11 protein-coding genes are annotated in these 16,499 nt (G+C 48.9%); 3 read left to right on the top strand and 8 right to left on the bottom strand.

Annotated features, from left to right (window positions below; genetic code table 11):
• Positions 1-38: 38 nt before the first annotated feature.
• The 3 genes from ACU52_RS11665 to ACU52_RS11680 all read left to right on the top strand — a co-directional run bounded on the left by ACU52_RS11665 (position 39) and on the right by ACU52_RS11680 (position 4,644).
• Complete coding sequence (locus ACU52_RS11665; RefSeq protein ID WP_053398900.1) at positions 39-1,532, top strand: oligosaccharide flippase family protein; 1,494 nt, start codon at positions 39-41, stop codon at positions 1,530-1,532.
• 786 nt (positions 1,533-2,318) lie between these two features.
• On the top strand, positions 2,319-3,308 hold the full coding sequence (gene nadA, locus ACU52_RS11675) for a quinolinate synthase NadA (RefSeq protein ID WP_053398926.1): 990 nt from the start codon (positions 2,319-2,321) through the stop codon (positions 3,306-3,308).
• Between the two features lie 205 nt (positions 3,309-3,513).
• The gene (locus ACU52_RS11680) at positions 3,514-4,644 is read left to right on the top strand and encodes a glycosyltransferase (RefSeq protein WP_147630858.1); all 1,131 of its coding nucleotides are present in this window, start codon (positions 3,514-3,516) and stop codon (positions 4,642-4,644) included.
• A gap of 204 nt (positions 4,645-4,848) precedes the next feature.
• Here the strand turns inward: ACU52_RS11680 and ACU52_RS11685 are convergent, their stop codons facing one another.
• The 8 genes from ACU52_RS11685 to ACU52_RS11725 form a co-directional block, all read right to left on the bottom strand.
• Positions 4,849-5,940: a glycosyltransferase family 4 protein gene (locus tag ACU52_RS11685; RefSeq protein ID WP_053398903.1), complete on the bottom strand. Its 1,092-nt coding sequence runs from the start codon at positions 5,938-5,940 to the stop codon at positions 4,849-4,851.
• Positions 5,937-6,848, bottom strand: coding sequence for a glycosyltransferase family 2 protein (locus tag ACU52_RS11690; RefSeq protein WP_053398904.1), 912 nt, complete (start codon positions 6,846-6,848; stop codon positions 5,937-5,939). The genes ACU52_RS11685 and ACU52_RS11690 overlap by 4 nt, the downstream gene beginning before the upstream one ends.
• A complete protein-coding gene (locus ACU52_RS11695) occupies positions 6,845-7,555 on the bottom strand; it encodes a glycosyltransferase family 2 protein (protein ID WP_053398905.1) in 711 nt (236 codons plus the stop codon). The genes ACU52_RS11690 and ACU52_RS11695 overlap by 4 nt, the downstream gene beginning before the upstream one ends.
• A 75-nt stretch (positions 7,556-7,630) precedes the next feature.
• Positions 7,631-9,754: a type IX secretion system anionic LPS delivery protein PorZ gene (gene porZ, locus ACU52_RS11700; protein ID WP_239684921.1), complete on the bottom strand. Its 2,124-nt coding sequence runs from the start codon at positions 9,752-9,754 to the stop codon at positions 7,631-7,633.
• 170 nt (positions 9,755-9,924) lie between these two features.
• On the bottom strand, positions 9,925-10,524 hold the full coding sequence (locus ACU52_RS11710; RefSeq protein WP_021855821.1) for a non-canonical purine NTP diphosphatase: 600 nt from the start codon (positions 10,522-10,524) through the stop codon (positions 9,925-9,927).
• Between the two features lie 46 nt (positions 10,525-10,570).
• A complete protein-coding gene (locus tag ACU52_RS11715; protein ID WP_021855820.1) occupies positions 10,571-11,515 on the bottom strand; it encodes a YitT family protein in 945 nt (314 codons plus the stop codon).
• A 193-nt stretch (positions 11,516-11,708) separates the two neighbouring features.
• On the bottom strand, positions 11,709-14,564 hold the full coding sequence (leuS, locus tag ACU52_RS11720; RefSeq protein WP_053398908.1) for a leucine--tRNA ligase: 2,856 nt from the start codon (positions 14,562-14,564) through the stop codon (positions 11,709-11,711).
• A gap of 21 nt (positions 14,565-14,585) precedes the next feature.
• Positions 14,586-16,391: an RNA-binding domain-containing protein gene (locus ACU52_RS11725; protein ID WP_053398909.1), complete on the bottom strand. Its 1,806-nt coding sequence runs from the start codon at positions 16,389-16,391 to the stop codon at positions 14,586-14,588.
• Positions 16,392-16,499: the final 108 nt, after the last annotated feature.

Consider the following 16,499-nt stretch of genomic DNA (forward strand, 5'->3'; position numbering starts at 1 on the left):
AAACAATATTTCCCCAATTCCGCCGTTCTATATCTTAAATGGATAAAGACGAAAGTAAAGACAGCTACGGACATGTGCTGAAATATACTGGAATATTCGGCGGCGTACAGGGACTCAACATCATCATCGGCCTTGTACGCAACAAGATTACGGCCCTGCTGCTCGGCCCTGCCGGCATGGGACTGGCGTCGCTGCTCAACTCTTCGGTCAACTTTATCTCGCAGGCCACCAACCTCGGAATATCCTTCAGTGCGATAAAGCACATATCAGAACTCTACGATCAGGGCGACACAGAAGGCATGGAGCGCTTCATCAGGATTGTCAGGGCATGGAGCCTCGTGGCTGCACTGCTCGGCATGCTCGTGTGCATAGCCGCCGGACCGCTGCTCAACAGCCTCGCCTTCTCGTGGGGCGACCACACGCTCCACTTCATGCTGCTCTCGCCTGCCGTGGCGCTGATGGCCATAACGGGCGGCGAGACGGCCATACTGAAGGCCACACGACGGCTAAGGGCGCTCGCCGTGGTGCAGATATGGTCGGTCATAGCCTCGCTGCTGATATCCGTGCCCATATACTGGATGTTCAGATGGACCGGCATCGTGCCCGTGATAATACTCATGGCGCTTGCCACGATGATAATAACGGTGGTGTATTCTTACAGGGCTTATCCGCTGCGGCTCAGCGGAACCAAGGGCCTGCTGGGCGAAGGCATGGAGATGGTAAGGCTGGGCATAGCCTTCATCATGTCGGGCATAATGGCAAGCGGAGCCGAGATGCTGCTGCGCGCGCTGCTCAACGCCGAAGCCGACCTCGACATAGTGGGACTATACAACGCGGGATTCGTGCTTACGATAACCTACTCGGGCATGGTGTTCTCGGCGATGGAGACCGACTACTTTCCGCGCCTGTCGGCCGTCAACCACGACAACCAGGCCATGAAGCTCACGGCCAACCGACAGATAGAGGTGTCGCTGCTCATCGTGGCACCGATGCTCACGCTGCTCATCGTGGCTCTGCCGCTGGTGGTGCCGATGCTCTACAGCAGCAAGTTTACGCCCGTGGTGCCCATGGCTCAGATAGCCGTCATGTCGATGTACCTCAGGGCCATAACGCTGCCCATAGCCTACATGACGCTCGCCAAGAGCCACTCTAAGGCCTTCTTCGTGCTCGAAACGCTGTCGGCAGCCATGCAGGTGGCAGCCGTGATGGGCGGATACCGCCTGATGGGACTGACGGGCACGGGCGCCGGACTGCTCGTATCGTATCTCTTCGAGCTGACGCTGATATACACCTATGCCCACACACGCTACGCCTACCGCCCCTCGAAAGGCGTATGCACCTATGCCGCCATACATCTGCCGATAGGCATAGCGGCATATCTTTCAACACTTATCGGCAACACTCTGCTGAGCGCCTGCCTCGGCATAATGCTCACCATGGTCAGCACAGCCGCCTCGCTCTTTATCATATATAAAAAGACGTCGCTTTGGAACAGCTTGAAGGAACGGCTGAAAAAACTTCACAAGAGATAGGCACATCAGAAAAACACACCGAAAAGAATAAGCATAACGGCACTTTTCAACAAGATTTCAACATATCATAAAAGCGTGAGCCTAAGGCCGTTACAAAACTTATCAACAAAATAAATACCATTTATCAACAAGCCGAAAGCACATCTTTCAGCACACGAAAAGCCACATATCGCAATGCAAAAAGCCACCTGTTGCAAGGCAAAAGACGGCATATCACAACACGAAAAACGCATAAAGCAACACCAAAACCGGGATAAAGCCACGCCACAGACCGAAAACAACGCAGAAAACGCCATGAAAACAAGCACAAACGCCACAGCGGACAAAGAACACCGAGACACTGTTGAAAACCCTGTTGATAACCATGTGGAAAACCGTTGGAAAAATATGTGGATATCAACACGCCACGCAGGCACGACATTATACACGTGTATATCAACACCTTTATACAGACAAAATAAGCAAGTTTTCAACAGATAAATGGCGAAAAAAGATATAAACTTATTAAATTTGCAGTCTGACAGGAGAATTGTGGATAAGATGCCTTAACGCCTGACAGTCAGACAGAAGATATTAATGGCACATGTTGAAAACACATAACCACGGGTTGATAACGAAATAAGCAAACTTTCAGCCCTAAAGTTTTGAACAAATCAACGGCATATCATACAACTCATTCTCTTTTTTAAAAAAGGAAAACAAAGGATAAGAATAATTATGTGGGTGTGGAAACCTGAGGGTAACCTGAAAGCAGGACAAGCACACACGGCAAAAGAAACAAACACTATGGTTAAAGAAGAATGGACAGAGAAGGGCTACATAGATGAGCCTGCTGACAACGGCACCGACCTGGCCGCCGAGATAAGAAGAATGTGCAAGGAGAAAGACGCCATAATACTGGCCCATTACTACACCGACGGATCGGTGCAGAAGGTGGCCGACTTCATTGGCGACTCGCTGGCCCTGGCGCGCAAGGCTGCCAAGACCGACGCCAAGATTATCGTGATGTGCGGCGTTCACTTCATGGCAGAGACGTGCAAGATACTTTGCCCCGAAAAGCTGGTGATCTGTCCTGACCTCAACGCCGGATGCTCGCTGGCCGACTCATGCCGCGCCGAAGACCTCAAGAAGTTTAAGCAGGAGCACCCGGGCTACACCGTGGTGAGCTATGTCAACACTACGGCTGCCGTGAAGGCGCTGACCGACGTGGTGGTTACGAGCGGCAACGCGAAGAAGATAGTAGACCAGCTGCCGAAGGACGAGAAGATTATCTTCGGACCCGACCACAACCTGGGCAGCTACATCAACGCCGTTACGGGCCGCGAGATGCTGCTCTGGAACGGCGGATGCCATGTGCATGAGCGCTTCTCGCCTCAGGCCATCGTTGAGATGAAGAAGGAACACCCCGACGCCATCGTGCTGGTTCACCCCGAGTGCAAGGGTCCCGTAGTGAAGCTTGCCGACGTGGTAGGCTCAACGGCAGTGCTGCTCGACTATGCCGTGGCACATCCCGACAAGGAGTATATCGTGGCAACAGAGCCGGGCATACTGTTCGAGATGCAGCGCCAGTGCCCCGACACGGTGTTCCTGCCCGTGCCTCCCGAAGTGAGCGAAGGCTCCGCAGGCTGCTCTTGCAACGAGTGTGAATACATGAAGATGAACACTCTGCTCAAAGTTTACAACGCCCTTAAATATGAATGGCCCAGCGTAGACGTTCCTGCCGACATAGCAGTCGAGGCAGTGAAGCCGATAAACCGCATGCTGGAGATGAGCTAGAGACTGTTCATAATTAAAAATTAAAAAGTAAAAATTAAAAGGCTGGGAAGAATGAAGGGATAATAAAAAGCGGAAAACTTTAGCCGGCTATTTCATGCAAGCCGCAAAGCCGTTAGTTTCCTGACATTCCGTTCTTTCCCGCCTTTTAATTTTTGCTCCTTAATTTTTTAATTTTTACTTTTTAATTTTTAATTCCAAAAAATCCGTGCGTATATTATTAATTGGTGAGGCAAGCTATCTGCACAACACTTTGAAGAAGGGACTTATTGAAGACGGTCATCAGGTGGTGCTGATGTCTGACGGTAACAACTGGCACAACTCTCCGAGGGACATCGACCTGAAAAGAGACATGCGCTGGGGAAAGCTGAGCGGACTGAAAGTGCTGTGGCAGCTCTTGAGGCATTATAAATGTCTTGTGGGCAACGACATCGTGCAGATACACAACTATCAGTTTGTGCCGCTGAAGATGGGGTGGAACAGACATCTTATCAGCTTTCTTAAACGGCATAACAGGTATATGGTCAAGGGCTGCTTCGGCGACGACCCCGTGGTATTAGACAGTCAGGCTGAAGGAGTACCCGAATATTCGGATACATACTGGGACGGACGGCCGCAGAACGTTGAGCTTAACAAGGAGCGCACAGCCGAGATGAATATGGTGCCGGTGCGCCATTGCAGCGGCTTTGCCAACCGCGAGTCTGACGCTCTTGTGGCGTGCCTTTACGAATATTATCTGTGCTACCGCTCATGGCTCAGCCACGGCAAGCTGCACTATATACCTCTGCCCATAGAGATTCCTGAGGGAGCACGCGCAAAGCATATCGCCGACGGCCGTAAGCTGAAGGTGCTTGTGGGCATACAGCCCAAGCGCGACTATCTTAAAGGTGCCGCTTATATAGGGCGGCTGGTTGAGCAGGTGGCAAAGGAGAACGACGGACTGATTGAGGTTAATACGGTTGAGGGCGTGCCCTACGACGAATATTGCCGTATGCTCAGTGAGACCGACGTGCTGGTGGATCAGCTCTACAGCTACACGCCGTCGATGAATTCGCTGGCTGCCATGGCGCGTGGAACAGTGGTGATAGGCGGCGGCGAGGAAGAGTTCTATAAGTTTATCGGCGAGGACGAGCTGCGGCCTATAATAAATGTAAGGCCGGGGCGCGACGAAGACAATCTGAACACGCTGCGCCGGACGCTGACCGACCGCAAGTTGCTGGAGAAGATGTCGCAGCAGAGCATTGATTTCGTAAAGAAGTATCACGACTACCGCAAAGTGGCGCGACAGTATGAGCATCTGTATGAACGGCTGCTTGCCGGAGAATTTGATATCTATTAAAAAGATACATCAAGCCCAAACCAATGCACACAGACTGAGGTTTTCAGCCGGATTTGGGATAAATAATAAAAAATAAGCTGACAGAACCGTGTTGTTGTCTGTCAGCTTATTTTTGTTTATATCCTGTGTCTGTAAATAATATTCTTTTGTTCAGATTAAATCGGCTTGTCATTATTTATGCCTTATTTCTTGCCTAAAAGCGTCTTATTTCTTGTCGCAAAGCGAGCCAATCAGCTCTTTCCATTTGTTCATGATGTTGTCTCGGTCAAACTTGTTGATTGTGAGCCTCGCATTTGCCCCATATTTTGCCCTGAGAGCCTCGTCGCCAGCCATGCGGATAATTGCCCGCGTGAGAGCCTCTGAGTCGTTCTGAGGCACTATAATGCCGTTGTAGCCGTCTTCTGCGATGTCTCTCGCGCCGTAGATATAGTCAACCGTCACGCAGGGCAGTCCGCAGGACTGTCCTTCGGCAAGCACGAGCGACAGCCCTTCGTATCGCGAGGTTACAATCTGCATGCTGTGGCTTGCGTAAGCCTCGTTCATGTCTTCGCACCTTCCGCGCAGCACCACCCTATCGTCGAGTCCGCACCTTGTTATCTGTCGTTGCAGTTCGTCGTGCAGCGAGCCTTCGCCGTAGATGTCGAGTTGCCAGTCGGGGCATGCCTTGGCCACATTCTTCCAGCAGTCTATCAGCAGGTCGAAGCCCTTAACGTGTTCGAGTCTGCCCACGGCTATCGCCTTTTTCACGCCATAGTCGGCCACATATTTGTCGGGCGTGTTCACAAAGTTTGGTATCACCTCCACCCTCTTTGCCGCCTTATATTCGCGTGCGTCGTCGGCTGTAAGGCACACCACGGCGTCGGCCTTTCGCTCCATTAGCCCGAACATACGGCTGTAAGGCGTGAACCTGCGTGCCGAGTGCGACTCAAATATCTTTTTTGACTTTATATTGCAAAGCGGCAAAAGCAGTGCGCTAAGCGTGGTTGCAAAGAATATTATGTCAGGGTTAAGTTCTGAAAGTGTGCTGTTTAACTTTATTGCCGCATCAGCTAATGTCTTTATTCGATTAACGGTTCTTGTTATAGTGTTATTACTTTTCTTTGCCATCGGAACATCAAGAAACAGCAGCCTGACGTTCTTGTTGAGGTTATATGTTTGGCGTGGTGTGTCGCGATATATAGAAACGATGGTTACTTCGTTTCCCCATTCTTCCGACATTATGTTTGCCTTCTCGGATATTATGCGCTCAACACCGCCACCTATATAGAAATCTTCAATAATATATGCTATTTTCATTGTCTTGAAATTAGTTTGAAAATTTTACAAGATAGTTTCAGACCAAATAAATTTAGCATTACGGCTTTTATCCAGTCCTTGTTTCCTGCATAACTTTTAATCTGTATCCGTTGTGGCCAGAGTAATATTTTTCCTGTTTTTCTGTAAGAGTAAAGTTGCGATGTCAGCATGTTGAGATAAAGCCTGTGCCAGCGCTTTTCCCGTGTGTTGAGGTTTAATTCCTTTGTCAGGCTTATTTGCGCTTCAAGCAGAGACGTAAGTCCGTTGAGGGCTTCTTTGGCAGCTATTCCGCTTTTGTTCCAGCAATAGTTGTACATGCCTTTGTCTGTTGTGGCTATAACGGGGTTGAGCTTTATAAGGCTTGCAATGTTATATACGTCTTCATAAATTTTTCCTTTTGGGAAACGCACATTGCTGAAAAGCTCTTTCCTGTATATCTTGTTCCATGCCCAGCAGTGTTCAAGGCCATTTGTCGACAGCCAGTCAAGGGCATTGTCGTATACAGTAGTACCGGGATTAAACATCCGTTCGTTTTTGCATCCGGGATTTTGCAGCACAGGATATTCCAATATGTCGTATTCCTTATGTCCGTCTAATATAGGCATAAGTTTGGCATAAGTATTATTTTCTACAAAATCGTCGCTGTCGACAAATGTTATGTAATCTCCCGTTGACCGGCTTATTCCATAGTTGCGCGCGTCAGAAAGTCCTCCGTTAGGTTTATGAAAAACTTTTATGTTATTGTTTAGTGATGCTGCCTTGTCAGCCAGATTTCCGCTGTTGTCGGTCGAGCCGTCGTCAATTATAAGTATTTCATAATTGTCGATGCCCTGTGACAGCACGCTGTCGATGCAGCGCCGGAATGTCTTTTCTACGTTATATACCGGAATAATAATGCTTAATTTCATGAAAAAATGAATTTAAAAGACAGACATTTTATCACCGTCCATCTTATCATCAGCATCCGGAATAATGAATTTCCGCTCTTTACTGATGCTGTGAATGAACTGTTTCTGCCGTGACAACGAAACTGAATAAGTTTGTTTGGGATAAACTTTACATTGAATCTGTAGGCGGCAATGTTGCCTATCCAGATGTCGTGCATAGGTATGTCTTTCGGAAATGGTAGAGATGCCTTGAGCACCCTCTTTGTAAAGGCCATGCAGCAGCCCATATAACCGTTTTTAATAAGGGTGTTATAAATGCGTGACTGCTTGGTGTTGTGTACTTTATAATATGATTTTTCAATAATGTTGAGATTCTCGTCTACCATTTCTGCATCACTTATCACGCAGTCGTAATGTTTGAGATACTGCATGCAAATGCTTATTTTATTATCTTTCCAGACATCGTCTTGATCTGATAGAAATATATATCCGCCTTTGGCATGCATCAATGCGTTTTCAAAGTTTGATGTGGGTGATTTTTTTTCAGGACCTTTAATCAGCTTTATCCTTTTGTCGTCGATTTCTTTTATAATGTCTATGGTTGAATCGGTAGATTCGTTGTCAGATATAATGATTTCGTCTTCGTTACCGAGTTGATTTATTATCGAGCTGATTTGCTCTCTGATAAATCTCTCACCGTTGTATGTGGCTATGCAGACTGAAATCATTTTATGCGACAAAAATTATCTTTATTATTATGTTTTATAATGAAAACGTTTATCTGTTTTTGTTTTATACATCCGTCAGTTCACTATGGCAATCTTGCACACGGTGCCCTTGTCGCCCGACGATGTGGCCGTCTGAACCATATACACGCCCGATGCCACACGCTTGCCGTTGAGGTCGCAGCCGTCCCATGTGTATGATCCGCCCGTGCTTCTTCCCTTGTTTACCAGTGCTCCGCTCGACGTTACTATCTTCACGTCGGCGTCGTAGGTAAGGCCTGTGATGGTTATCAGGCCCGTGTAGTCGGGTCTCACGGGATTGGGATATGCGTAGACGTTGTCCTTGGTCATCTCGTCTGTCGGCTCTGTTGCGTCGCTCTGATAAGAGCATAAGCCCTTGTCTGTGGCGAAATACACGCGGCCCGTGTTGCCGTCGATGGCTATGTCCTGCACAAGGTTTGACGGCAGCGGCGAGTTGTCCGTGGTGAAGTGGCTTATCTGCGTGTTGTTGTCGTCGCTGATGAGGAACACTCCGTTAGAGTTGGTGCCTATCCATTTGCGGTTGCCGCCGTCGATGGCTATGGCGCGCACGTCGATGCCCGATAGCAGATAGTCGGCATAGTTGGTGCCGTCGTTGCGCGGCACTTTATGTTGCGTGAAGTAAGTGGAGCCGTTCTGTATGGCGCTTGCCGAGAGATAAACAGGTCCGGCGTTGGTGCCTACCCATACGTTTCCTTCCCTGTCTTCAACCGGACTGAATATGTAGTTTGCGCCGAGGCTTGTTCCGTCTTGGTTTATTATGCTCGGTCCGTATTTTGTCAGCACGTCGTTGGCATAGTCGTATGAGTAAAGTATGGTGTTGTTGTAATAGTTGTTGACAAACCACATCTTGCCGTTGGTATTGCTGATAAAGGCTTTTTCAAGGTCAAAACTATTTTCTGGTGAAAATTCTGAATGTTGGTATGTTGTCCATTTGCCGTCTGTCTTGGAAATGCTTTTAATACTGTTTCCAACTTGGGAGTTGAGTATCCACAGATTACCGGCAGCATCATATTTAACTGAACTTACAATTGTGTAATCTTTTGACACCGGATTTACAGCTGATTTTAAGTCGCTGTTGTCATAATTGTAGTGCTTCACGAACTTGCCGTCCTGAAACTCATACATGCCGCTCTTGGCGCCCACCATGACGTGTCCGCTTATTGTTGGGTCGAAGTCGAGGCACAGCACGTCAACGTAGCTGTGGCCTATCTTGTCGGTTGTAACCTTTTCAAACTCCGACCAGCTGTCGCCGTTCCACACGTGAACTTCGCCCGGTCGGTTGCCGTCGGTCTCCTGCGACCACAGGCCGCCCACGCCGTAGAGGCTTCCGTTGTTGATGTATATGCGGTAGAAGTTGTTGGATGCGGGGCCGTCGGGTGCAACGCCTTCGGTTACATACACGGGCACGTTGTCGCTGTTTATCTTATATCCTGTTAGCTTTCCGTCTTCGGTCTTGGTCCACCATGTGCCGTCGGTCTGGTCGTACACCTTTGTGCGGTCTATGTTCTGCGCCACATAGTCGCCCGTGCGGCTCCAGTTGCCTTTGTCGAGCAGGTTGTCCTGCATGTTGCCGCGGTAGATGCCCTGCGTGCTCGATGCAGCATAGATGTAGTTGCCCTCGATGTAGCAGTAGTCAACCTGGAATCCGAGCTGATACGAGTCGGCAATGCTTCCGTTGCTGACGTTCATCTTCACTATGCCGAAGGCTGTCGACAGATAGGCGTATTGGTTATATATATAAATGTTGTTTATTGTCTTGTCGTAGGTAGCTTCCTTCATGTAGAGGTCGGGCACGTTGATCACATTGCCGTTTCTTGAAAGCAGGTCGATGTTAGAGTTTGTGTAGGTAACGATAAGTCTGCCGGCCGATTTTGACCATGCTATGTGCGATATCTCGATGTCCGACAGCATATTTGTCTTGTCGTAGGTGGCAACAAGTCCGTCTGCGGGGTTATACGAAAACAGACTGTTGGATGCCAGCACGTACACCTCCTTGCCCGTGGGCTCTATTTCTGTTATGTTGCCGTAGCTTGGATAGAGGGTCCAGCCGTCTGTGCTGCCGCCGCTTATTGCATTGGCCGGCACTGATAATAGCAGAAAAAGGCACGGCAGACAGCATGACATGATATGTCTGAGGATATGGGTGTTTATTTTTCGCATAATTGTTTTGTTTACAGCTTGTGGCTTGTTGCTCAATGATATAACGCCGGCAGGTAAGATTTGTTTTATAAAATGCCAAAATTCTTCGTTCAGCGGCATTGCCGTTGCGCCGCCAGAGCGCTTTGCGCAGCGCTTTCCGGCGGCGGTGATGATAATATAAAGGCAGGCGGCTATCTGTTGCCGCTTGCCTGTTTAAGATATTCTACAAGTTTCTGCACGGCCCTGGCGCGGTGAGATATCTTGTTCTTTATCTCGTGGCCCAGTTCGGCAAATGTCTTGTCGTAGCCTTCGGGGCGGAATATGGGGTCGTAGCCGAAGCCCTCTCCTCCCCTCTTCTCGCGTATTATGTCGCCTTCTGCCACGCCTTCAAACAGCTTCACGCCGTCGTCGCCGCTGCCCGTTATCAGGGCTATCACCGTGCGGAAGCGCGCCTTGCGGTTGTCGTTGTCGCCGAGCTTCTGCATCAGTTTTGCCATGTTTGCCTCGCTGTCGTGACCTTCGCCGCCGGCATATCGTGCCGAGTAGACTCCCGGCTCTCCGCCCAGCGCGTCCACCTCGAGTCCGGTGTCGTCGGCAAAGCAGCTCATGCCGTATTTGTCAAACACGTAGCGGGCTTTCTGCAGGGCGTTTCCCTCCAGCGTGTCTGCCGTCTCGGGTATGTCCTCGTGGCAGTTGATGTCGGCCAGCGACATCACTTCTATCTTGTCGCCGAGCATGTCTCTTATCTCGGCCAGCTTGTTCTTGTTGTTTGTTGCGAAAACTATTTTCATCTTTTCTTTATTGTTTCTCTGTGCGCCCGGCAGCGGCCTTTTGCCGTCACTTGCCGTTTAGCGTATTGTCTTTCATCTTCTTGGGCACTTTCACCTTTATTTGGTCGAAGCCCTCGCCGTATACGCCTATCACGGAGCTCTGGCTCACAAAGGCGTTGGGGTCGATTACCTTTATCAGTCGGAATATCGTCACGCTCTCGTTCTTCTTTGCCAGCAGACAGAGCACCTTGGTCTCCTTGCCCGTATACCATCCGTGACCGTCGAGTATGGTTATCGTGTGGTCGGTGGTGGTGGCTATGGCGTTGGCTATCTCCTGATATTTCTTTGAGAATATCATGAACTGCACCGACTGGCGCTGCCAGTTCATCACGTAGTCGAGCATGGTGCACTCGATGAACATGGTGCAGAAGCCGAACACCACCTTCTGGCAGCGTAACTGCACGGGACCGAACGTGTCGATAAACAGACAGCTGCCTATGATGCACACGTCGATTAGCAGGATTACGCGGCCGAGCGATATGTTGCGGTACTTGTTGACCGAGGCCGCTATGATGTCGGTGCCGCCCGTAGAGCCGTTGTTGAGGAACACTATGGCCAGGGCCGTGCCGGTCATCATACATCCGATGACGAGCGACATGAAGTCGTTGCCGTCGCCCAGCAGCTTGTAGAACGTGCCGTCGGGCTGGATGACAACTCTCTGGGCCACGTCGAGCAGGAACGTCAGCATGAACGTGGCGTAGATGGTCTTCATCAGGAAACGCCAGCCCAGTATCTTCAGCGCGGCCACGATGAGCACGGCGTTGATTATGAAGAATGTGTACTGAACGGGGAACTTCGTGGCGTAGAACACCACGGCGCCGATTCCCGCTATACCTCCCGTAACTATCTCGTAAGGCAGGAGGAACACCGTGAAGGCGAACGTGTAGAGCATCAGCCCGAGGGTGATGTTGAAGTAGTCTTTGGCTTCACGAATTAATATTTGCTTCTGCATGGCTTGTGATTTTTTAAGGTGAAAGTGTGTTTCTTTTTAATTATGTTGACATAACGGTTTTATCATGAGCGCGTCGGCTCCTGTGAGTGAGTCAGGCCGGCTCAGGAGCCGGGCTCTGCTGTGTTGCCCGGCCTTTGCCGCCTGTGTGTGTCCTGTTATTTTGCTGTTTGCCTTAGTGATATGGGTGCGGCTGTTATTTAACAACCACGTTGACCATTCTCTTCGGCACGATGATAACCTTTACTATCTGCTTGCCGTCGATGTATTTTGCCGTTCTCGGGTCGGCCATCACAGCCTGCTCTATGGCTGCGTTGTCGGCGTCGGCTGCAAACTGCATCTCGAAGCGGCGCTTGCCGTTGAAGGCTATACCCATCTGAACGGTGCTCTCAACGAGGTATTTCTCGTTGTATTCGGGCCAGCATGCGTCGAATATGCTGCCGCTGTTGCCCAGTGCTTGCCACAGCTCTTCGGCTATGTGCGGAGCAAACGGAGCTATCAGGCCTACCACGTCGGTCAGCAATGCCTGGTTGTGGCATTTGAGCTGATGCAGCTCGTTGACGCAAATCATGAAGGCAGATATGCTGGTGTTGTAGCTGAACTGCTCGATGTCTTGCGTAACCTTCTTGATGAGCTTGTGGACAGACTTATACTGCTCCGGCGTAGGCTCGCTCTGGTCGGGCAGGAACTCGCCCGTGCGCTGATCGTAGAACAGTGCCCAGAACTTCTTCAGGAAGCGGTGGCAGCCGTCTATTCCGTTGGTGTCCCAAGGCTTGCTCTGCTCTACCGGACCGAGGAACATCTCATAGAGACGCAGCGTGTCGGCTCCGTATTTGTCGACAATCATGTCGGGGTTGACAACGTTGAACATCGACTTTGACATCTTCTCTATAGCCCATCCGCACACATACTTGCCGTCTTCGAGTATGAATTCGGCGTCGTTGTATTCGGGGCGCCATGCCTTGAATGCCTCTGTGTCGAGCACGTCGCCGTGAACGATGTTTACGTCAACGTGTATAGGCGTTACGTCATACTTGTCTTTCAGTCCGAGACTCACGAAGAGCGGCTTCTTAGAGTGGTCGTCGCTGTTTACGCGGTAAACGAAGTTAGAGCGTCCCTGAATCATACCCTGGTTGACGAGCTTCTTGTAAGGCTCCTCCTGGCACGACACTCCGAGGTCGAACAGGAACTTGTTCCAGAAGCGTGAGTATATCAGGTGGCCCGTGGCGTGCTCTGTTCCGCCCACATACAGGTCAACGTTCTGCCAGTAGTGGTCGGCCTCCTCGCCCACGAGGGCGTTGTCGTTGTGCGGGTCCATGTAGCGCAGATAGTAGGCTGATGAGCCTGCAAAGCCCGGCATGGTGTTGAGCTCGAGCGGGAATATTGTCTTGTTGTCTATCAGACTCTTGTCCACAACCTCGTTCTTCTCTGTGTCCCAAGCCCATTTCTTAGCGTGTCCGAGCGGCGGCTCGCCTGTCTCTGTAGGCTTATACTGGTCAATCTCGGGCAGCTCGAGCGGCAGCTTGTCTTCTGAAATCATGTAAGGCATGCCGTCCTTATAGTAAACCGGGAACGGCTCGCCCCAGTAGCGCTGGCGTGAGAAGATGGCGTCGCGCAGACGGTAGTTCACCTTCACGCGGCCCATGTTGTGAGAAGTTACAAACTCCTTGGTCTTCTTTATAGCCTCCTTTACGCTCAGGCCGTTGAGCGAGAATCCGTCGAGAGTCTCCACTCCGCTCTTAGGCGAGTTGCATACGGTGCCCTCCTTGGCGTCGAAGCTCTCCTCGCTTACGTCGCATCCCTCTATGAGCGGACGTATCTCCAGTCCGAAATGCTTGGCGAAGGCATAGTCGCGCGAGTCGTGCGCAGGCACAGCCATGATGGCTCCTGTGCCGTATCCTGCCAGCACATAGTCAGAAATCCAGATAGGAATGTTCTCGCCCGTGAACGGATTGATGGCGTAAGAGCCTGAGAACACGCCCGTAACAGAGCGGTCGCTGATGCGCTCGCGCTCGGTGCGCTTCTTTGTGCGTTCTATATATGCGTCCACCTCAGCTTTCTGCTCAGGTGTGGTAAGTTTCTCTACGAGTTCGCTTTCAGGTGCCAGCACCATGAACGTTACGCCGAATATTGTGTCGGCACGTGTGGTGAAGATGGTGAAGTCCCAGTCCTGTCCTGCCACCTTAAACTGCATCTCTGTTCCTTCAGAACGGCCGATCCAGTTGCGCTGAGTCTCCTTCAGCGACTCTGTCCAGTCTACAGTGTCGAGTCCGTCGAGCAGGCGCTGTGCATAGGCGCTTACGCGCAGACACCACTGCATCATCTTCTTCTGAACAACGGGATATCCGCCGCGCACGCTCACGCCGTCTACCACCTCGTCGTTGGCAAGCACGGTGCCCAGTCCGGCACACCAGTTAACCATCGTCTCGCCCAGATAGGCTATGCGGTAGTTCATCAGCACTTGCTGCTGCTCCTTCTCGCTCATGGCGTTCCATTCGGCTGCCGTGAAGCTCATCTCCTCGCTCTGTGCCACGTCGAGTCCCTCGGTGCCCTTCTGGCTGAAGTGCTCTATGAGCTTCTCTATAGGCTGTGCCTTCTGGCAAGTGTTGCAGTAGAACGAGTTGAACATCTTCTGGAATGCCCACTGTGTCCATTTGTAATATTTAGGCTCGCAGGTGCGCACCTCGCGGTTCCAGTCGAACGAGAATCCTATCTTGTCCAGCTGGCTGCGGTATCTGCTTATGTTTTCGGCCGTAGTTATGGCCGGATGCTGTCCTGTTTGTATGGCATACTGCTCGGCGGGCAGTCCGTAGGCGTCGTATCCCATGGGGTTGAGCACGTTATATCCCATCAGCCTCTTGTAGCGGGCGTAGATGTCGCTGGCTATGTATCCCAGCGGATGTCCCACGTGCAGTCCTGCTCCCGATGGATAAGGAAACATGTTGAGCACATAGAATTTCTCTCTGCTCTTGTCTTCAGTAACCTGGTAGGTCTTCATCTCGGCCCACTGTTTCTGCCATTTCTTCTCAATCTCTCTGAAATTGTATTCCATTGTTCCGTATCGTTGTTTTTTTTATTCTTCTGTTGCTTTATATTTTTGTTCGGGATGGTTAGGTGTCTGTGCATAAAGTCTTTTCAACTTATTTTTCCTAATCATTTCCGGTATTATCTTATTTTTAAGATAACTGGATTTTTTCCCAGTTCTTAAAGCTATTTCTTCCAAAGAAATGTATTCTTTTGCTTTTTCTGTTATTAACCGCTCAAGTTCATCTCTTTTTAGATGTGTATTAGTATTGTCAACCTTTTCTTCCGGGGTGTCAACCTTTTCTTCTGAGGTGTCAACCTTTTCTTCTGAGGTGTCAACCTTTTCTTCTGAGGTGTCAACCTTTTTATTAATATAATATTTTGTTCCCCTGCCGTTTCCTTCAGATATTAAAAGTTTATTGTTACATAAATCTTTAAGTAACTTTGTTATATCTGTACGATGTAGGGTGAGCAATTCTTTAAGCCTGTCATTTGTTATTACATTTTCTGTCAAGCAAGTTGATAAAGTCAAAAGTTTGTCATATCCAATATGTTCTATATCACTGCCGAAGATGTTTTTAAGTTCTTTTATGTTCTGTTCGGGCAGAAGACTTTCCATTGGAAGTAACAGCAATACTTTATCAGGTCGCTGTTTTTCTGTAATATATGGCTTCTTCCAGTTTTCTTCTTTCCAGCCTGTAAGAATTTTATCAACTCCACTTCCTGCTTTTTCTGCTGATCCAATGAGCATGAACATCTTTTGTATTGACTTGTTCCTGCAAACGCTTTCTCCTCCATCATAATATTGAGTGATTGAAATTAGCATGTTGCCTGGGTTTGAAAACACAAACATGTTCTTTCTTTTTTCAATGATGATACTTCCCTCTTCTGAATAGTCAGAATGGACAAGTGCATTGGTCAAGGCTTCCCTTATGGCTACTTTTGTAGGAGAGTCTTCTACTCTTACATTATTTTTCAATTTGAAAGGTCTTGGCAGGTCTTCTGTCAGCTTTGGCATTACCTTTCTATAAAATTGAAATAGATTGGCTTCCCATGTTCCGTCAGGACATATTCTGTCTGTCCATCTCATTATTGTAGAGTTGTCAGGGATATTCCTATAGTCAGGAAAAAAGTTTGGTGCACATTCATTATCTGTTATACTGTCATATTTACCGAACATAAGAAGTCCTGCAAGTGTGAACCCTTCTTCACCTGTCACTCTGTCCTTACGGTATGCTCCTAACTTTTTCAGGAGATCCATGTCGTCAAGTGTAAGCCATGGGTGTGTAGGATTTATCGTTCCAAACAAATTTCTGTATTGTCTGACGGAATTGTTGTCAATATCGTCGATTGTGAATCCTTTTAGAATTTTGCTGTCTCTTGGCGATGAATCGTCGGCATCGGCAAACATTCTCCTTACCTCCTGCTCGGTACATTTATAGTCGCCTTCGTCATTTCTTTTAAATGTTCCGTTATATGGGTTGGTTGTTCTGTACACAGGTCTTTGTGTTCTTGCAGCCCGAGGTATATGGAAGAGAATAATGCTGTTGCCTTTATATTTCTCTATCTTAATGTCATCTTCTTTTAGAAGACTTGCGCTTACGTGTGTCTTGTTATTTGCGCAGTCCCAGAATATTTTTATATACTGACGTATCTTTTCGTCTGTCAGTCCGTCGAATATGAATTTTCCTTTTTTCTCCTTTACGCCAAGTACAATGGTTCCACCTTGTGTATTGGCAAAGGATGAATATGTATCCCAAAAACTGCCAGGAAAACCACCCTCTGCGCTTTTATATTCCAGATCGTAGCTTTCTTTTTCGTCAAGCAGTGAAGAGATAAATAAATCGAAATCCATATTTTTATATATAAAAAGATATTCCTGCTTAGCAATATCACGTCATATTGGATTTGCTGTCAGGCATGACACATAATTATAATATGCAAAGATAATGCAAAAATTCGA

This window comes from Xylanibacter rarus, from assembly GCF_001275135.1.
GTDB classification, from domain to species: domain Bacteria; phylum Bacteroidota; class Bacteroidia; order Bacteroidales; family Bacteroidaceae; genus Prevotella; species Prevotella rara.

Excerpts from the sequence above, each read along its gene's own strand:
- ACU52_RS11695 (WP_053398905.1), bottom strand. The coding sequence starts at position 7,555 with ATGATTTCAGTCTGCATAGCCACATACAACGGTGAGAGATTTATCAGA.
- ACU52_RS11690 (WP_053398904.1), bottom strand. The coding sequence starts at position 6,848 with ATGAAATTAAGCATTATTATTCCGGTATATAACGTAGAAAAGACATTC.
- ACU52_RS11715 (WP_021855820.1), bottom strand. The coding sequence starts at position 11,515 with ATGCAGAAGCAAATATTAATTCGTGAAGCCAAAGACTACTTCAACATC.
- ACU52_RS11710 (WP_021855821.1), bottom strand. The coding sequence starts at position 10,524 with ATGAAAATAGTTTTCGCAACAAACAACAAGAACAAGCTGGCCGAGATA.
- leuS (WP_053398908.1), bottom strand. The coding sequence starts at position 14,564 with ATGGAATACAATTTCAGAGAGATTGAGAAGAAATGGCAGAAACAGTGG.
- ACU52_RS11665 (WP_053398900.1), top strand. The coding sequence starts at position 39 with ATGGATAAAGACGAAAGTAAAGACAGCTACGGACATGTGCTGAAATAT.
- nadA (WP_053398926.1), top strand. The coding sequence starts at position 2,319 with ATGGTTAAAGAAGAATGGACAGAGAAGGGCTACATAGATGAGCCTGCT.
- ACU52_RS11685 (WP_053398903.1), bottom strand. The coding sequence starts at position 5,940 with ATGAAAATAGCATATATTATTGAAGATTTCTATATAGGTGGCGGTGTT.
- ACU52_RS11725 (WP_053398909.1), bottom strand. The coding sequence starts at position 16,391 with ATGGATTTCGATTTATTTATCTCTTCACTGCTTGACGAAAAAGAAAGC.
- porZ (WP_239684921.1), bottom strand. The coding sequence starts at position 9,754 with ATGCGAAAAATAAACACCCATATCCTCAGACATATCATGTCATGCTGT.